This is a genomic window from Flavobacterium sp. WC2421 (genome assembly GCF_040822115.1).
In the GTDB taxonomy this organism is placed as follows: Bacteria; Bacteroidota; Bacteroidia; order Flavobacteriales; family Flavobacteriaceae; genus Flavobacterium.
Genome location: NZ_CP162004.1, coordinates 3,153,292 through 3,172,261 on the forward strand (window position 1 = coordinate 3,153,292; position 18,970 = coordinate 3,172,261).

Genomic DNA, 18,970 nt, shown 5'->3' on the forward strand with positions numbered 1-18,970 from the left:
ACAAATTATTTATCCCAAGTCATTTTGAATTTAGCATCTTCCATTCGGTTTCCTTTTTCATCATCGCAAACTGCATAGTTGAAACCAGAACGCAAACTATATCCAGAATACTCCCCATTTTTATTAAGTGCGATAAAACCAACTTGCAAGTACTCCATATCTTTATGTTTTTTATGCTTGTTGTAAATGCGCTCGGTGATTTCTTTACAAGCATCAAAGGGTGATTTTCCTTGACGCATTAATTCTACTACCATGGCACTTCCTGCAGTTCTTATTACCGCTTCACCTAATCCAGTAGCTGCTGCTGCACCAACTTCGTTATCTAGAAAAAGACCCGCACCAATGATTGGGGAATCACCAACGCGTCCGTGCATTTTCCAAGCTGCGCCACTTGTAGTACAACCTCCTGCCAAATTACCCTCTTCATCAATCATGAGCATACTAATAGTATCATGATTTTCTATATTGATAACTGGTTTATATTTCGATTCATTTAGCCATTTTTTCCAATCCTTTTCGGATTCTGGAGTTAACAAGTTCTCCTCTACAAATCCTTCCGATAAAGCAAATTGTAATGCTCCTTGACCTGATAACATAACATGTGGAGTGTTTTGTAAAACTCTTTTGGCTACCGAAATAGGATGCATTATCCCTTCCAAAAAAGAAACTGAACCACAATTACTATTGTGATCCATAATACAAGCATCTAGCGTTACTTTTCCTTCACGATCAGGATATCCCCCATAACCCACGCTTCTAATATTGGGATCAGCTTCAGGAATTTTTAAGCCCGATTCAATCGCATCTAATGCAGGTTTTCCTTGTTTTAATTGTACCCAAGTTTCAGCATTGGCAGGCAAACCATGATTCCAAGTAGAAATGATTACTGGTTTTTTAGTTTTTTTTAAATCCGTTACTTTTTCTTCCTCTACTTCATTAGCAACACTTTTAAAGCTAAAAAAGGAGCCTACAGCAAGTGTTCCTAAAGTTGTTCTTTTTATAAAATCTCTTCTGTTTGACATGATTTTGATTTTTTTAATTATAAATTTTAGAGGATAATGCCATGCTGTTATTGTTGCTTTTAGGCACATTACCCATTGTAAAAATTAAAGTCCCTCCTTGCATAATTTCATTATGCGTAATATAATTTCTATTCATTTTTTCACCATTCAATTCAATAGATTGGATATAAATATTATCTTTAGAATTATTCTTTGTCTTAATAACAAATGTTTTATTATTCTCTAAATTTAAAGTAGCGGTGTCAAACATTGGTGCACCAAAACTATAAATACTTTGTGCTGGATTTACTGGATAAAAACCTAATGAGCTCAATATATACCAGGAAGACATTTGTCCACAATCTTCATTACCACAATGTCCATTTGGCTCGTTTTTATATTGCGTTTCTAAGATCTCTCTCACTAACTTTTGGGTTTTCCAAGGTTTATTAATATAATTATATAAATAAGCCACATGATGACTTGGTTCGTTCCCGTGCGCATATTGCCCAATCATCCCTGTGCTAAAAATGGGTAATTTGTCTTCTGGGAATGGTTTTAAAGTGAACATAGAATCTAACTTTTTTTCAAATGCATCCTTTCCACCAACCACTTTAATTAAACCTTCAATATTTTGAGGAACAGACCAGAAATATTGCCATGCGTTACTTTCGCAGAAATAAGGAGTATAATCTTTTGGTATAAATTCTTTTAAAAACTGCCCGTTCTTAAATTTTGGACGCATAAAATTACTTTTTGAATCATAAACATTTCTCCAATTCTCTGAACGTTTTATGAAATATTTATAATCGGTTCCTTTATTTAATGCTTTTGCAAATTGAGCCAAACACCAATCATCATATGCGTATTCCATCGTTTTTGAAACCGACCAGTTATCGCCGCTTTCATCAGCTGGAACATATCCTAAAGTTTTATAACTATCATATTGTCTTGAATCAACCATGGAGCTTTCTTTACACGCTTTATAAGCCAACTCTACATCAAAATTTTTAATTCCTTTAAAATAAGCATCAACAATTACTGGAATAGCGTGATTTGCAATCATCATATTGGTTTCATTTCCTTGCAAAGACCACACGGGCAATAATCCTGTTTCTTTATAATGAGCTAATAAAGAATTGATCATACTTGACACCCTTTTTGGGTGCAAAATAGTGTACAATGGATGTGCAGCTCGGTACGTATCCCATAATGAAAAGGTATCGTACCGATCAAAAACCTGAGCATTATGAATTTTACCATCAGCACCTTTGTAATCCCCATAACAATCACTTAAAAGTGTGGGTGCTAACATGGATTGGTACATCATGCTATAAAAAACCTTCTTCTTATTTTCATCAGCGGTGGTTACCTCTATTTTTTGTAATTCTTTCTCCCACAAATTATTTGCTCGTTCTTTGTATTTTTCAAAATTAAAATCGGGTGCTTCCACTTGTAAAGACTTATAAGCTCCCTTAATAGTAGCCGTTGAAAGCCCTGTTTTTAAAATGATTTCCTCATTATCAGTTGTCTTATAATTTAAAACAATTTTTGTTTTTACGGCTTCAGCAGGACTCGTTGTCAATGAATCATTTTTGTAAATTTGATAGGATTCAAAAGGTTTAGAAAGTTTTATTACAAAATATGCCCTTTGGTCTTTTGCCCAACCAGTAGATTTTCTATACCCTTCAATAGTGGTATTATCGACTACTTTTATATATGTTTTTGTGGGAGCATCCCAATTTAAAGCATACCCCAAATCGATATGAATTTGTGAAGCATTATCTTTAGGAAATGTATATTTATGAATACCTGTTCTGGCAGTTGCAGTTAGCTCCGCTTTTATACCAAAATCCAATAAATCTACAGCGTAATAGCCTGGAAAAGCTTTTTCTTTTTCATGTGAAAAACTAGAAAAAGGCATGAAGTTATTATCTTTTATTCTATTTACAAATCTACTGTTGGTGGGCATTATTAGAATATCATACAAATCGCCGGCACCAGTACCCGTTAAATGCAGGTGTGAAAAACCGGAAATAATAGAATCTTTATAATAATAACCAGCAATTCTATCCCAACCTGGAATCCCAATATCTGGACTTAACTGTACCATTCCATAGGGCACAGTAGCTCCAGGATAGGTATTCCCCGGACCATCTGTGCCTATAAAAGGATTTACATAATTGGTTAATTGAACATGGCCTGATTCATACCGACCGCAATTATATATTAGGGCTAGAAAAACTATATATAGTAGACCATGTTTCATTATACTATTATTTTAAACTTTCTTTAGTTTCTTTAATCGTTCTTAATTGTTCAGGAGTTATAGCGGGTCCATCATAGAAACAAACTCCTTTAGCTCCATTTTCTTTTGCTAATAAAATAGCTTCTTTCAATTCTTCTGGAGATTTAAAAGCGGGTAAATAAACACCTGTATTTATTTTAGTTTTTTTTCTTAGTAAGTCCGAAACACCTTGTTTAGTTGCATAACCAACCCAATCTACTTCTTCATTGTAAAAACCATGATAAATCATAGGATAAACCTCATCAATATCCCATTTATCCCAGCGTTGACGTACCATGTGATCAGCCATTTCTGGGTAAGGAAATACGGCAGCCGTTAAATTTTTATGGTATTTGTGAACAATTTTGTAAGCATCATCAACAACTGCTTTTATAGCATTTAGTCTGAAATTTTTCCATTCCATATCAATTGATGTGTTATGGCTTTCTTTTGGATTTTTATGATGTATTTTTTCAAAAGCTTTTATACATTCATCACAATAACAGAAATCATATTGGGGTAGCTCCTCGTCTTGCACCAAATTGTATTTGGGCAACAAACCAATTGGTAAGAAAATATCGGGGAACCGAATGTAGTCTAAATGTACACTTTCGATTCCGTCTACTTTAGCTAATTCTTCTACTAAACCTAATACGTGATTTCTAGATTCTTTTCTAGTTGGACACAACCATTGGTAATAATCTACGTATGGACGATTATCAAAACAAGACTTTCCTTCTTTACTAACAGCATACCAGTCGGGGTGCTGAAGTGCTATAGAATCACCTGGTCTGTTCATGGCCATAATCCAAGCATGCACTCTTAACCCATTTTCTTTTGCGATTGGAACTAATCGTTTCAACAATTTTGGATCGGTTCCTGTATTAATTAATACTTCATCAATTCCAGCATTTTTATACTTCGCAAATTCTTGAGCATAATCTGCATTTGTTCTCTCCTTATGTGCCGTTATCCATACCCCAAATTCAAATGGAGTTTTTTCATCTTCTTTTTTACTAGCACATGAAATGATACTCAATGCTAAGATAAAAAGTAATAATTTAGGTAGTCTCATCGTTTTTTTAGTTTGATATAATTTTCCCATCTTGTTTAATAATTAACGTTTTATTTGAAAAAGGACTTTTTATTGTAATATTAAATCCTGTTGAATGATTTTCTAAAACAGGTTTTACCATTTTACCATCAACAACAATACTAGATTTAGTTAGACTATCTAAAGATTTAGCCCATGCCTTATGAGTTTGGTAATATTTTTTTTGAGCTCGGTAAAGGCTGTATAATTCCCACTTTAATTTTTCCTCTTGTGGAATAATAAAACTATCGGTTCCCGCTTTTGAAGAAAAATAAACATAACCCCATTTTTCAGGTTCATGCATATTGATTACACCTTGTGGAGACCATACCCAATTATACTCTTGTAAAAATTTCCCGTCTGAACCTTTCTTTCTTTTGTATGTTCCATTTGTTAAAGAATGTTGCCAATTTACCCTAGAGAAATTTACTCTCCAAAATTGATCTACTGGAACATTATTTTCACCAAAGGACTTTCTATAAGCTGCCCAAGGAATTGCCATTTCCAGCACCCAACCTTCATCGGTATCATTGGGATTATTGATTGTTCCGTTTATTTTAACGGCCGATTTTAATCCCGATATATTCCAGTCATTCAATACTACATTATCATTCTCACGATAGGGTTTTGTCAAGAATAAATCCCAAGCTGTATTTAAAGCGTTTATTTCTAATTCGTAATAATTGAATGTATCACCATCCGGATCAATAAAAACCTCAAAATCATTGTTGTAAAAAATAATAGTGTCGCGCTGTTTTAGATTAGCCCAAACATGTGGTTCTTCCATCTTAGCGAGAATGTAAAAATTAGTCTCATCCCATAGCATTTTCACCTTAGTGTTGTACTTTGGTTTTTCCACTCCTTCTATGTCGGTAAAAGGATCTGACCAATCCACTTTTGACCATGAAGCATCCGATTCATCGCCATCGATAACGATTGTATCAAATACTTTATGAACAACATACGATTTAGGGATAATTCCTTTTTTTGATTGTGAAAAACCAATAACAGAAATTAGACTAAATACAACTGATAACCATTTCAATTTCACAGCCATGCTTTTTTTTATAAACTATTGTCTTTTGTAAACTGAAGTACTTCGCTTAATTTACCAAATGCCATCGCTACAACAGTATCAGCAGCACCATAATAAACGGCCAATTTATCTTCTTCCATATCATGTAAAGCAGCACAAGGGAAAACTACATTTCCTACGTCACCCACTTGCTCATACAACTCAGCAGGAGCTAATAAATAAGGTTGTGTTCTATACTTTACAATATCAGGCTGATTTGTATCTAAAATAGCAGCTCCCATACTATAACGGAATCCATTACACGTATTGATTACACCATGATACAACATTAACCAACCTTCATCAGTAAGAATAGGAATAGGTCCTGCTCCAATTTTTGTACATTGCCAAGCACTGTCTTCAAAAGGAGTTGGCTTCATTACGCATCTATGCTCTCCCCAATATTTCATATCTGGACTGTAACTAATCCAAATATCTCCAAAAGGAGTATGTCCATTATCACTTGGACGGCTTAACATGGCAAATTTACCGTTGATTTTTTGTGGAAACAATACCCCATTTCTGTTGAAAGGCAAATAGGCATTTTCACATTGAAAAAATTCCTTAAAATCAAATGTATATCCAATACCAATTGTTGGTCCATTGTATCCGTTACACCAAGTAATCCAATAACGATCTTCAATAAAAACGACACGGGGGTCATATTTATAATCTGATTCTATCATTTCAGTATTACCCGCTTGCATTACAATAGGCTCATGATTGATATCCCAGTCCATTCCATTCTTGCTAAATCCAGCAAAAATATTCATTTGGACTGCTTTGTTGTCACATCTAAATACACCTGCAAATCCATCTCCAAAAGGAACGACTGCACTATTAAAAATACTATTTGATGATGGTATTGCATACCTGTCAATAATTGGATTTTCTGAATATCTCCAAATTACTTCATTGCTGTTTTCTGGTCTATCTTGCCATGGAATTGTACTCACTATATTTAATTTATTTGTTAAACTTAACACTATCTTAGGTCTAATTCATTTTTAATAATCACACCCGATTTAAACTTATACTATTCTTCTTTTAATTTTTTATTTTTCTCACTTTATCCAACCACGTATATTTTAAAATAATCGAAGTAATCAAGAAAATGACTAGTGATACTATCGTTTTGGGATAATCTCTAATTATAAAAAATATTGGAAGGACAATCATGCTTGATTGCCATATAATTCCAATAAGACAGTTCAGCATATCTTTTGTAAAATCATTATTTTTTTCAAAAGTTAGATCTTTACTTTTTAGTTCATTATAAACTGGTTTCCACCATCCCCAAGGTCTTACATTAGTATAAAATGATTTTAACACTTCTATATCTGTAGGTTTACTAAAGAAAGTCCCTAGCAAGCAACCCAAAGTAGAGAAGGTCAATATAACTGGAAACAAATAGATAGCTTGCATTTCAGACAAATCGTATAGAAATGTTCCAGAAGTGAAGTTCCCTTTATTTTGGTCTAAAACAAATTCTAAAGACGCAACCACTAATCCAGAAAACATACCCCAAAAATACCCCCAACCATTGAAACGCCACCATATCCATTTTAAAAAGTTGGCTGCTACATAACCCCCAAACAATGCACTTGTTATCCATAAGGTCAAGGAATTAATAGAATCAGCAAAGAAGCCCATAAAAACACCCAAACCAACTACTAAGAAAGAAGCAACTTGACTTATTTTAATATAATGAGAACTAGACTCATTTGGCTTAAAATATTTTTTATATAAATCATTAACAATATAGGCTGGTCCCGCATTTACAAATGCAGAAAAAGTAGACATAAATGCCGCTAACAATCCAGCTAATAACAGTCCTTTTATTCCAACGGGAATATGAAGATTAATTACTTTTGGCATTAATACTTCTAAATCGGCACCACTTAAATTTGGATTAATAGCCATTTCAGGAGCTAAGGTTACCAATGCTATTACAACGATTCCAGCAATTAATAAATATCTAGGAATAAACAAAATAAGGTTTGTAAAACCACTCATGTATGCGGCCTCTTTTACAGATTTAGTGGAAAGAATTCGTTGCAAATCATAACTTGGTGTTGGTCCAGCTATACTAGCAAAAAAACCTTTAAACAAAGACATTCCCACTAATGAACCAAACATTTTATAGCCTTCAGTATTAATTAAATTATCAAAAGCTTTGAATTTTGCCCCCCAGTGTGATCCTAATTCCGCAGAAAAGAATACATTTTTCCATTCAGGAGTAATTACAGAATTAATTTGAACATCAGTGTAATTAATCAATGTATAGCCAGCAACAAGTACTCCTGCTATCACCATAATCCCGTATTGCAATACTTCGGTTGCCACCACCGAAAACATACCTCCTTTTATCGTGTAAATTGTTGTTAAGAAGATAACCAATAAAGCATACGATTGCTCCGAATTTAATACCATCATATCTCCTATTTGAAGGGCTAAATTCCAAGGTAAAATAATGGTCATAAACTTACCAATTCCTTCAAAAAAGTAGGCGATAAAACCTATCGTAGAAACAATGGCAAAAACAGCTACAATTATATGAGAAGCTTTACCTGCATTGTCGTTACCAAAACGGGTTAAAATCCATTCAGATCCTGTCATGGTATTTGATTTACGGATCCAAACTGCCAAAAACATCATGACAAAGATTTGGTTCCAAATAGGCCAAAGCCACATAAACATAAAACTTTTGACACCATATAAAAACAATACCCCAACCATCCAAGCCGTTCCAGATACGTCAAACATACCTGATCCGTTACTTAAACCTAGATAATACCACTTTATAGAATTTCCCCCTAAAAAATAATCATCTAATCCTTGCGAAGCTTTTCTAGAAATCCAAACTCCAATACCTATGGTTAATATTATATAAAATACAATTATTGATACATCAATGCTATCCATTACTTTACTGATTTAATAGTTAAACCCCATTTTTTATTAGGTTCAGATCCCATAACGAAATATAAAATACCACCTTGTAAAAGTTGTTGATGTGAAATTGTTGTTTGGTTGAATACAACTCCATTTAGAGTAGCCGATTGAATGTAGAAATTCTTGTTGGAAACATTTTCTGCCTGTATAACAAATGTTTTTCCATCTTGAAGATGAATTGTTGATTTTTCAAAAATTGGACTTCCTATTTCGTACTCACCAGAAGCTGGATTCATAGGATACAATCCCATTGAACTAAATACATACCAAGCTGACATTTGACCGCAATCTTCGTTACCACTCAATCCATTAGGTGTAGTATTGTATTGTGTATCTAAAATATAATGCACCCAATACTGTGTTCTCCATGGTTCATTAGCATGATTAAACATATAGGAAATGTGATGACTTGGCTCATTACCATGTGCATATTGTCCGATTAATCCCGAAATATCTGCAGAAACATTATCTCCAGTTATCTCTGAACTTTCAGTAAATAATTGTTCTAAACGTTTTACGAAAATGTCGTTGCTTCCATTTAATGCAATAAAGTCATCTACATTTTGTGGTACAAACCAACTGTGTTGCCAAGCATTACCTTCCGTATAATCAGTATGTTCTCTATGATTAGAGTGTTTTGGATCAAAAGGTGTATTCCACGTTTTTCCGTCTTTTGATTTTCCACGCATAAAGCCAGTTATTGGATCAAATAAATAGCGATACGCTTGAGAACGTTTCAAGAAATAATCATAATCCTCATTTTTTCCTAATTCTTTAGCCATTTGAGCTACACACCAATCATCATAAGCATACTCTAAAGTTATTGTTACTGATTCATCCAGTAAGTCATAAGGAATATAACCGTATTGTTTGTATAAATTCAATCCGCGTTCGTCTTGCATCATGGTTGCTTTCATAGCGGAATAGGCTTTTTCAGCATCAAACCCTTTTATTCCGTTTTTATACGCATTAAGAATCACAGGAATCGAATGGTAACCTGTCATCGTATTGGTTTCATTCCCGTATAAGGTCCAAACAGGCAATATTTTTTTAGTTTCGTAATAAGCTAACATAGAATTTACAATATCCGAAGACTTGTCAGGAGCTAATAAAGTCAACAAAGGATTTTCGGCTCTAAAAGTATCCCAAAGCGATAATGTAGAATAAGCCGTGTAATTAGTAGCAGTTATAATTTGGTCATCCTCTCTTCTAAACTGTCCGTTCTTATCACTATAAGTAACTGGCGCTAATTGGGCATGGTAAACAGCAGTGTAAAACATCGTTTTTAGCGAATCAATTGGAGTTTCCACTTCAATTTTGGATAATGTATTACCCCAAATTGTTTTGGTTTCTGATTTTGTAGTTTCAAAATTTCCAGTATCTAAATTCTCTTTGGCATTAGCCAAACTAACCGAAGACAAAGCTACTTTTACAAACAACTCATTGTTTTTATTATTAACAAAAAACAATTGCGAAGTTACTTTCTCTCCCGAAGTTGTAGTTCCTTTTATAACTTTTCGGTCAGCAATTAATTCCTGTCCTGTAATAGACTTAGAAAATTGAGCCACAAAAAATACTTTTTGATTTTTAGCCCAACCTGTGCTGTAACGATAACCACTTATGGTATTATCATTTTCAATCGTAATCCCTGTTTTTGTTGATTTGTCCCAATTGATTGCAAAACCAAGATCCACTACTACAGACTGCATGTCATTTTTAGCAAATGTATATTTATGATAAGCAGTACGTTTTGAAGCCGTTAACTCCACATTAATTTTAGGGGTTTCAAGAAAAACTTGGTAATATCCAGGTATTGATGTCTCATTAGAATGGCTATATGTCGACTTATAGGCAAGTAAATCTCTAGAAGTAGGTTGTGCTTTTAAATCTACCTTTTTATTTATTGGCATAAATAATATATCGGCCAAATCACCAATACCTGTTCCGCTTAAATGCAAATGGCTAAAACCTGCCACTATGGAATCAGAATAATGGTAGCCCGAACACCAATCCCAGCTAGAAACACCATTATCAGGACTTACTTGAAGCATTCCAAAAGGAACGGTTGCTCCTGGATAAGTATGCCCGTGCCCACCAGTACCAATAAACGGATTAACATGTTCGATAAAAAGTAACTTAGAGCTATCATTTTTATCTATCTTTATCTTACAACCTGTAAGTAAACCTGCAGCTAAAATAAATAAGGAAATTTTCTTCATAGGAATCTATCTGTATATAAAAATAAAATTATTTAAATTTAGCCTTTTTTAAAACTTATTTAGACAGACGACATATAAACTGAGCTAAACATCAAAAAAAACAGTTTCAAACACTCATTCTTTAGAAAATGAATTTCAATTCCAGCAAATTTTACAAAATACCATTACATTATCATATAATATTTTGGTTGATTTATTTTTTATTCAACACCTTTCGATGGGGAAGTTATTTCAATGATTATCTCTACTCTTTTAAAACAAATTTATTGGGTTTCCCAATTCACATTACCCTGTGTTATTTGAATATTTTAATTCTGATGCCTAATTTGGTGTATCGAAAAAAATATACACTATATATCCTTTCGGTTATTGCCGCATTATTTATTATGGTTTTGGTAAAGTTTAATCTTACTTATCTTTTAATTAGCCATAATGTTTGGCCAGAAGGCCCCGAACAAATAGAAAAATTATCGTTTAACTATTTTATAGACATGATGATTGGCGAACTTTATGTAATTACATTTGTTACAGCCATAAAAATTACATTTGACTTTTTAAATGAACAAAAAAGAGTAACCGATCTTGAAAAATCACAATTAGAAACGGAGTTGCTTTTTTTAAAATCTCAAATATCTCCGCACTTTTTCTTCAATACACTTAATAACATATACTCGCTATCAGTAGAAAAATCAAATAAAACGCCAAAAGTGGTAATTAAACTTTCCGAGTTAATGCGTTATATGTTGTATGAAACAAAAAATAAGAGACAAACCTTAGAAAATGAAATTCTATGCATTCAAAACTATTTGGATTTAGAAAGAATCAGAAATGACGACCGATTAGAGATTAATATGTCCATTTCTGGAGATATTCATGATAAAGAAATAGGCCCCATTTTATTACTGACATTTGTTGAGAATGCTTTTAAACATGGCGTAAATAAAAATATTGGAAAAGTAAAAATTGACATTAGCTTCGAAGTTAAAGAAGATTTTCTTTATTTTACCATTAAAAATCCAATGCCTGCAATTACTAAACACAAAGACAATTTAAACAGATCAAGTGGTATTGGTATTGAAAATGTCAAAAAAAGACTGGAATTAGGATACAATAAAAATGATTATAAGTTAACTTTTAAAAATAAAAAGAATAGTTTTGTCGTTAAGCTTATCATTAAAGTGTCTTAGCAAATGATATCTTTTTTTTTAGAATATACCCCTATAAATTATTTCGCTTAAAAAAATAATAGATTGAGATGAAAGTAAATTGTTTGATTATAGATGATGAGCCATTGGCTATCAATGTTATTAAGAATCACTTAGAACATATTGAAAATTTTGAATTAATAAACAGCTTCAGTAATCCTATTGAAGGTTTTAATTTTTTAAAAAACAACAGTGTTGATGTCATTTTTCTAGACATAAACATGCCTGTCCTTGATGGAATTAACTTTATAAAAAGTTTAGAAAACCCACCTTTACTAGTTATTACCAGTGCCTACGACCAGTTTGCTATTGAAACCTACGAATTAGATGTTTTAGATTACTTAGTAAAACCTATTGAATTCCCTAGGTTGATGAAAGCGATAAACAAGATCAACAAAAGATTGGAAGGTACTTCTAAAGCTCCTCAAGAAAACAGTAAAGAAAATCCCTTCATTTTCGTTAAAATTGATAAAAAGAAAATGAAGAAAATCTTTTTAAATGAAATTTTAGTCATAGAAAGTCTAAAAGATTATTTAAAAATAAATACATTAACAGGGAAATACATCATTCACAGTACGCTTGCTGATTTTACAAACTTATTACCTGAAAGAGATTTTATAAGAATACATCGATCTTACACTATTGCTATCGATAAAATTGATGCTGTTGAAGGAAATAGTATAGAAATAGAAGGACTTAGATATGTTATTGGAAGGTCATACATCGACGAAGTAAAGCAAAGAATTCTAAACTCATCGATCTAAAATTCAAAAAAAGAGGTATATACTTAAAGTACTCGAAGAGCTACTTTAAGTCAAATTACAACTATTTTTAATTTAAAATTTGGTGAAAAAATTAAATTTTCAGTACTTATTTTTGGCATTTACAGATTGCTAAAGACATGAAAAAAACATCTAGTGCTCCTTCGCTTTCATGTTACATTCTTTTTATTCATTTTTCACAAAATTTATTACAAAAAAAATGCAACCAAAAAGATGATTGCATTTTAAAACCAAGGTAACTAACCTAAACAAATTATAAACCAAATAATTTACTGTATTATAACACCAAAACTAGAAATGATAGCGTTTAAAAGCTTCTATGGCTGAATAATCCGCCAATCCCAAATCATGATATTTTTTTGCTGTTAATCTATTTCTATCTTCTGCGCGTACCCAAAACTCTCTGCTATCGTCCCCTTGGAACATCACTCCATCTTTTTGAGATTGGTGATAAAAAATAGCATGACGTTTTTTAAGTACTTGATCCGGACTCATTGGTACTGCCATCTCAATTTGATACGATTCCCATTCATGCCAAGCTCCACGGTACAACCATACCCAACAATCATCCATATAACTATTATGTTTCAGTCGCTCTAAAGCTTCAAACAAACTATCCAAACACACCTTATGTGTTCCATGCGGATCAGCTAAATCGCCTGCAGCATAAATTTGATGTGGTTTTATGTCTTCAATGAGATTACACATAATATCTATATCAGCATCTGTAAGATTCCCTTTCTTTACTGTTCCAGTTTCATAAAAAGGAAGATCAAGAAAATGAACATTTGAATCCGCAACTCCTAAATATCTTGTAGCACCTAAAGATTCACTTCTTCTAATTGAGCCCTTTAATTTTCGAACTTCAATCGTATCAATATCATTTTTAGACTTATTTTTTAAAAATTTGATGATACTATCAGATTCACTAGACACTGAATTTAAAACCGTAGAAACTTCGGCAAATTTTAGTGCTTCATCATTTGAAACAGCTATATTACCTGAAGTTTGATAGGCAACATGTACATCATGTCCTTGCTCAACTAATCGATCAAAAGTTCCTCCCATTGAAATAACATCATCATCGGGATGTGGGCTAAAAATGATGATTCGTTTTTGCTCTGGTCTCGCACGTTCCGGTCTATAAGTATCATCCTCATTGGGTTTTCCACCAGGCCATCCGGTAATGGTATGCTGCATTTTATTAAACATTTTTATATTTAAATCATATGCAGTCCCTTCTTCTGTTAAAAGACTAGACATTCCGTTATCGTTATAATCTTTATCCGTTAATTTAAGAAACGGCTTCTTCGTTAATTCACTCAACCAAGCAACAGCCTTCAATTTTAACTCTTCGGTCCATAAACATGATTTTACCAACCATGGTGTTTTTACACGTGTTAACTCCGACGAAGCCTCAGTATCTAAAACAAACGTTGTGTTATTATGTTCTTGCAAATAGGTCGCAGGAACTTGAGAAGACACATCTCCTTCAATTGTTTCCTTTATGATTCCTGCTTTACTAATTCCCCAACCAAGAAGTACAATTCTTTTGGCATTTTTTACAGTACCAATCCCCATTGTTATTGCTTTTCTAGGAACATTATCAATTCCTAAAAACGCAGGTGCAGCGTCCATACGTGTTAAATGATCTAGCGTAATACTTCTAGTACCAGAATTGATATGCGAGCCTGGTTCATTAAAACCTATATGCCCAGTCCTTCCAATACCTAAAAGTTGAAAATCTAACCCACCATAGGATTTAATCTTCATTTCATAATCTATACAGTATTGTTGTAGTTCTTCATTACTAACTTTTCCATCTGGGATATTTATATTTTCAGGGTTAATATCTACATGATCAAAAAGATACTCATGCATAAAGTGATAATAACTCTGAATATTATTTTTATCCATCGAATAATACTCATCTAAATTAAAGGTTACCACATTCGTAAAGCTCAACCCTTCTTCCTTATGCAATCTAACCAGTTCTTCATACACTTTAATAGGTGAAGATCCAGTTGCCAAACCTAAAATACAAGGCTCATTCAATTCTTCTTTTCTCTGAATTAAATTTGCTATTTCTTGCGCTACTAATACTGAAGCTTCTTTCGATGAATCAAAAATTACATTATGAATTTTTTCAAAACGTGTTTCTTCAAACTTTCCTGCTTCCTTGAAGCCTATACCCTTTTTAAAACTTATACCTTCTTTAATCATTTGTCAGTAATTCATTTAATTAATACTATAAAATTAAGTATTTGCTAGTTGTTCAAAATAAAAATTCGACTAATAACCAGTAGTCTTCGGCAAAGAACATAATTATCAACTTTAATCAATTGTTTTTATAATCTCCTTTATTAGTCTGCTGTTTTTCAATTACATTTATTTCTGCAATTGATACTGTTTGTATTTTACCAACTCCCGCTTTAGCTACAAATCGAAGGTATTTAGCTTTTACACTTTCAAATGTCTTTACTTGCTCTATCGGATTATTTTTAATATTTGAAAATTCTCCTTCTGATTGCTTATTCCATTGATTACCATCAAGACTGGTATAAAATTCATAATAGGAAATTAAGTTTAGATTATTTCCTACTTGTTGCGGCACATAAGTAAACCCGTTTATAGTAAGAATGCTTCCCATATCTAACACCACTTCTTGCGGTAATTTATTCGTTCCATCTCCAAAACTATAATCTGTAGTTGGGTTCCCATCAATTATTCTGTTTGCTCTATTTAAATCACCACTTGAAATAGAAACTATTCTCCATTTTTCTTTAGACTGTCCATACTTTACCTTTTTAATGGCACTACTTATATTCTCCTTAGTGTTTCTGGTAAATGCTTTTATTTCGACTGCCGCATCATATTTAAAAGCTCCTTTATACAGGGTACTATTCATCGTTGGAACAGAACCGTCGACTGTATAAAAAATACTATTCCCTACATCAGATTTCATGGTTACTAACCCCTTATTATCCCGTTGAATATTTGGCATACGAACAAATGTAGGTGCGTTAAATGCTTCAATATTAGCAATTACTATACTTGCTTTTGAATCTGTAACATTGACTCTAAGCGCCGAAACTACAACCCTATCAAATCTTAAAATTCTTTTGTATCCTATAGTAGTTTGTTTCGCAATTGTTTTCCATTGTCCACCTACTTTAGCTTCTACATTAAAAGCTTTCACTCGTTGTCCTAATTTTATGTATTCCTGAAGTAAAATTCGATTAACAGCTGTGGGCTTATTAAATTCAAATAGTAATGAAGCTTTTTTAACATTATCATCGGTAGCCCAATAGGTATTTTTATCTCCATCAATCACGTTTTTAGCAGCATATTCACTTTCGCTTCCTCTATAACTATCAGTACTAACTGTACTAGCTGCTAATAATTCTATTTTAAAATCGGCTTTAATAACTGCCGAAAACTCTTGTAATCTTGCGACATCATTTTCGTTGATTAATCCTCTTTTATCTGGAGGCAGGTTCAATAAAAAAGTCGAATTACGACCTACTGATTGATAATAAAAATCAACCATTTCATCTAAGGAATGTACTTTATCATCTTCTATAGTGTGGTAAAACCATCCTGGTCTTATCGACACATTTGTTTCTCCAGGTACCCATTTTTCTCCATCTTCATGCCCCGACATAAAATCTGTATATGGCACTTTTCCCGCTAACTCGTCCTTTTGACGCAATAAAGACCAGTTAGTTTCATTAGCATAACCCTCTTCATTTCCTATCCATCTTGCTTCTGATGGACCTACACCCCAAACCAATGTTTTTGGAGCAATTTTATAAATTAATTGATAGGTTTCGTCCCAGTTATAATATTCCAGTGTATTAATCTTTCTGGTTTCATTAGCACCTCCATAGTATCCATCACCACCATTTGCTCCATCAAACCACATTTCGAAAACATCACCATAATTAGTCAACAACTCTTTCAACTGATTTCTGAAATAAGTTATATATTCTGGTTTGCCATAATCAGGATTGTTTCTATCCCAAGGAGAAAGATACAGTCCTAATTTCAAATTGTATTCTCTGCATGCCTCTGCTAATTCTTTAACAACATCTCCTTTTCCATTTTTCCATGGTGAATTTTTCACAGAGCGCTCCGTATATTTTGAAGGCCACAAGCAAAAACCATCATGATGTTTGGCCACCAATATGATTCCTTTCATTCCGGCCTCTTTTACAACACGAGCCCATTGATGTGTATCCAATGCAGTAGGATCAAACAATTGAGGTGATTCGTCTCCATAACCCCATTCTTTATTGGTGAATGTATTTAACGAGAAATGTATAAAAGCATAAGATTCCATTTCTTGCCAATTGATTTGTTTTTGGGTCGGTAATGGACCATAAGGTTTTGGTGCCTTCACTGATTCTTTACAACTAGTACACAGTACGATGAACAAAAAACTTATAAATAGCGAAACATCTTTCATCTGAAGAATATTTAATTTTTTAATTAAACTATTGTCGCACAATAGTAACCTAAATTTATGTTTCAATAAATACTATTTCGACCAACAACAATTATAGAACAGTATTGGTGATTTAAATGATTTAATTCATTTGCTTTATTGGATTAGTGTCTTCAAGGAATTATTATAGTATCCACTATAGCACACCAGCTTGCACTATTCCTATTTCTTGCAGGTGCTACTGTAATTAAACTATTTTTATCTAAAATATTAATCAATAAGAATTCTGCTTGAGTTAGTATCCATTCAGTCAATAGTTTTCTATATTAAACACTATACTATTTATCTAGATTTTGATTCTTAATTAAGCCTTAATCAGCAAATCTTATAAAGGTTTTAGAATCTAGTTCAGAAATTTTACCAATTCTTTTAATAGCCTAATTAACCTATTTACTATAGCAATCGAGACACAATAATCTGGCATTCTTCAATCACTATTAAAAGCTCCCCAAATAGATAATTAGTTAGCAATAATCAATTCAATTATTATCTATTAGGTTAGACCAATTCAAAATAAAAAACCACCAAAATAATAATTTTGATGGTTTTAGTATTCTATGAAAAGACTTGAAAATTAGAATAATATTATTCTAATTTTATGCATTGATACCCAATACTATTTACATATTCTACAATTTTATTACTATCTAATTTTTCCGCTTCAATTCTGAGTATTTTATCACAATCTTCCAAATCAAAATTGACTTTATAATCTGGGAAATGAGTTTTAAAAATTGAAATTATATAATTCGTAACCGCTTTCTTTTGCACATTTGTTTTAAAAACCTCTACCATAATTACTTTTTTAAACACTACTTATTAATTTAAATAAAAGAACATTCCTAGAATAATTTATACGAAACACCTAATCTAAAATAAAACTGAGGATCTACTTTTTGATCGTAGATATATTTATTTGTACGCTCTCCTTTTTTTGTAATACGAGTATTGATCACGTTATCTAATCCCGTTTTAAACAACCCATATAATTTTGGAGTAAATCGAAATTCATAAGTGATTCCTGATTTTAACTCTAATTGATTTAATTCATAAATTCCTTTCAATTCGGGGGTGTTAAGATCTAAATAAAAATTCTCTGAATTCAATTCGGTTCCAAAAGAAACTCGCCCATTTTCTAATAATTGTCTTCTAAACAAAAGACGTTGAGGAAGAACAAAATCAATATCCCATTTTGTATTTTCAAATTTATGATTATAGGTAAAAATAGGCGTTACTGGAATTATCGAAGATGGATCTAAAGAGACCAGAGCACCAATAGTCATGGTTGTAAATTCGGTTTTTTTGATTACTAAATTTGCAGTAATCAATCCTTTTACACGTTGCGCATTTTTTTCATTTCCATCAACAGTAAAAGTTGCATTATAAATTATAGGCTTTTTAAAAAGCGTCGATATATAAGTAGCACTTATTGATCCTGATAAATAATGAAACTCTTGCTTATCGTTTGAAAATGGACCAATGGGATTTGTGTTAGCTGAAGTCCCAAGATCGAAAGTTTCATATTTATAGCGCAACGAACTTGTTAAAACAAACCGTTTCGAGTTTGAAACATAAAAAGGTAAATTAAATGCCACTTTAAATCGGCTATGATTATCAATTCTACCATTTTCAAATGGCAGATCAAAGAGCTTTGAATTAAAATTAGTCGTTCCTAGTTGCTCATACTGAACATCAAATGTTCGTGTTGTTGGAAACTTATCGGTTATTGCTTTACCAAAAGTTTTTAAACTTGTTTTTTCTTGAGCAAATGTATGCAATGAATTACATAGAATTAAAATACAAATAATCTTTTTTATCATAATTGAGGAGCTAATTTATAATTGTC

13 protein-coding genes are annotated in these 18,970 nt (G+C 32.5%); 2 read left to right on the forward strand and 11 right to left on the reverse strand.

The window, feature by feature from the left end:
- Positions 1-5: 5 nt before the first annotated feature.
- The 7 genes from AB3G33_RS13400 to AB3G33_RS13430 all read right to left on the reverse strand — a co-directional run bounded on the left by AB3G33_RS13400 (position 6) and on the right by AB3G33_RS13430 (position 10,630).
- Positions 6-1,022, reverse strand: coding sequence for an isoaspartyl peptidase/L-asparaginase family protein (locus AB3G33_RS13400; RefSeq protein WP_367753500.1), 1,017 nt, complete (start codon positions 1,020-1,022; stop codon positions 6-8).
- Between the two features lie 13 nt (positions 1,023-1,035).
- Positions 1,036-3,270, reverse strand: coding sequence for a GH92 family glycosyl hydrolase (locus tag AB3G33_RS13405; RefSeq protein ID WP_367770375.1), 2,235 nt, complete (start codon positions 3,268-3,270; stop codon positions 1,036-1,038).
- Positions 3,271-3,277: 7 nt separating this feature from the next.
- Positions 3,278-4,363: a putative glycoside hydrolase gene (locus AB3G33_RS13410; RefSeq protein WP_367770378.1), complete on the reverse strand. Its 1,086-nt coding sequence runs from the start codon at positions 4,361-4,363 to the stop codon at positions 3,278-3,280.
- A 7-nt stretch (positions 4,364-4,370) separates the two neighbouring features.
- Complete coding sequence (locus AB3G33_RS13415) at positions 4,371-5,438, reverse strand: carbohydrate-binding family 9-like protein (protein ID WP_367770381.1); 1,068 nt, start codon at positions 5,436-5,438, stop codon at positions 4,371-4,373.
- Positions 5,439-5,446: 8 nt separating this feature from the next.
- The gene (locus AB3G33_RS13420) at positions 5,447-6,412 is read right to left on the reverse strand and encodes a glycosidase (protein WP_367770384.1); all 966 of its coding nucleotides are present in this window, start codon (positions 6,410-6,412) and stop codon (positions 5,447-5,449) included.
- A 91-nt stretch (positions 6,413-6,503) separates the two neighbouring features.
- Positions 6,504-8,381, reverse strand: a complete 1,878-nt coding sequence (locus AB3G33_RS13425) for a sodium:solute symporter family protein (RefSeq protein WP_367770387.1) — start codon at positions 8,379-8,381, stop codon at positions 6,504-6,506.
- Positions 8,381-10,630: a GH92 family glycosyl hydrolase gene (locus tag AB3G33_RS13430; RefSeq protein WP_367770390.1), complete on the reverse strand. Its 2,250-nt coding sequence runs from the start codon at positions 10,628-10,630 to the stop codon at positions 8,381-8,383. Before AB3G33_RS13430 ends, AB3G33_RS13425 begins: the two co-directional genes overlap by 1 nt.
- A 128-nt stretch (positions 10,631-10,758) precedes the next feature.
- Here AB3G33_RS13430 and AB3G33_RS13435 point away from each other — a divergent pair, with 128 nt between their 5' ends.
- Both AB3G33_RS13435 and AB3G33_RS13440 read left to right on the forward strand, forming a co-directional pair.
- The gene (locus AB3G33_RS13435; protein WP_367770392.1) at positions 10,759-11,817 is read left to right on the forward strand and encodes a sensor histidine kinase; all 1,059 of its coding nucleotides are present in this window, start codon (positions 10,759-10,761) and stop codon (positions 11,815-11,817) included.
- A 68-nt stretch (positions 11,818-11,885) separates the two neighbouring features.
- On the forward strand, positions 11,886-12,599 hold the full coding sequence (locus AB3G33_RS13440) for a LytR/AlgR family response regulator transcription factor (RefSeq protein WP_367753516.1): 714 nt from the start codon (positions 11,886-11,888) through the stop codon (positions 12,597-12,599).
- Positions 12,600-12,908: 309 nt separating this feature from the next.
- Here the strand turns inward: AB3G33_RS13440 and nagB are convergent, their stop codons facing one another.
- The 4 genes from nagB to AB3G33_RS13460 form a co-directional block, all read right to left on the reverse strand.
- Positions 12,909-14,840 carry a glucosamine-6-phosphate deaminase gene (gene nagB / locus AB3G33_RS13445; RefSeq protein ID WP_367753518.1) on the reverse strand — a complete coding sequence of 644 codons (1,932 nt, stop codon included), beginning with the start codon at positions 14,838-14,840 and terminating at the stop codon, positions 12,909-12,911.
- Between the two features lie 115 nt (positions 14,841-14,955).
- Positions 14,956-17,085, reverse strand: coding sequence for an alpha-L-fucosidase (locus AB3G33_RS13450; protein WP_367753520.1), 2,130 nt, complete (start codon positions 17,083-17,085; stop codon positions 14,956-14,958).
- Positions 17,086-17,709: 624 nt separating this feature from the next.
- Positions 17,710-17,919, reverse strand: a complete 210-nt coding sequence (locus tag AB3G33_RS13455) for a hypothetical protein (protein ID WP_367770394.1) — start codon at positions 17,917-17,919, stop codon at positions 17,710-17,712.
- Positions 17,920-17,966: 47 nt separating this feature from the next.
- Positions 17,967-18,944, reverse strand: a complete 978-nt coding sequence (locus tag AB3G33_RS13460; protein WP_367770396.1) for a hypothetical protein — start codon at positions 18,942-18,944, stop codon at positions 17,967-17,969.
- Positions 18,945-18,970 lie beyond the last annotated feature (26 nt).

Excerpts from the sequence above, each read along its gene's own strand:
- AB3G33_RS13400 (WP_367753500.1), bottom strand. The coding sequence starts at position 1,022 with ATGTCAAACAGAAGAGATTTTATAAAAAGAACAACTTTAGGAACACTT.
- AB3G33_RS13405 (WP_367770375.1), bottom strand. The coding sequence starts at position 3,270 with ATGAAACATGGTCTACTATATATAGTTTTTCTAGCCCTAATATATAAT.
- AB3G33_RS13410 (WP_367770378.1), bottom strand. The coding sequence starts at position 4,363 with ATGAGACTACCTAAATTATTACTTTTTATCTTAGCATTGAGTATCATT.
- AB3G33_RS13415 (WP_367770381.1), bottom strand. The coding sequence starts at position 5,438 with ATGGCTGTGAAATTGAAATGGTTATCAGTTGTATTTAGTCTAATTTCT.
- AB3G33_RS13425 (WP_367770387.1), bottom strand. The coding sequence starts at position 8,381 with ATGGATAGCATTGATGTATCAATAATTGTATTTTATATAATATTAACC.
- AB3G33_RS13430 (WP_367770390.1), bottom strand. The coding sequence starts at position 10,630 with ATGAAGAAAATTTCCTTATTTATTTTAGCTGCAGGTTTACTTACAGGT.
- AB3G33_RS13435 (WP_367770392.1), top strand. The coding sequence starts at position 10,759 with ATGAATTTCAATTCCAGCAAATTTTACAAAATACCATTACATTATCAT.
- AB3G33_RS13440 (WP_367753516.1), top strand. The coding sequence starts at position 11,886 with ATGAAAGTAAATTGTTTGATTATAGATGATGAGCCATTGGCTATCAAT.
- nagB (WP_367753518.1), bottom strand. The coding sequence starts at position 14,840 with ATGATTAAAGAAGGTATAAGTTTTAAAAAGGGTATAGGCTTCAAGGAA.
- AB3G33_RS13450 (WP_367753520.1), bottom strand. The coding sequence starts at position 17,085 with ATGAAAGATGTTTCGCTATTTATAAGTTTTTTGTTCATCGTACTGTGT.
- AB3G33_RS13455 (WP_367770394.1), bottom strand. The coding sequence starts at position 17,919 with ATGGTAGAGGTTTTTAAAACAAATGTGCAAAAGAAAGCGGTTACGAAT.
- AB3G33_RS13460 (WP_367770396.1), bottom strand. The coding sequence starts at position 18,944 with ATGATAAAAAAGATTATTTGTATTTTAATTCTATGTAATTCATTGCAT.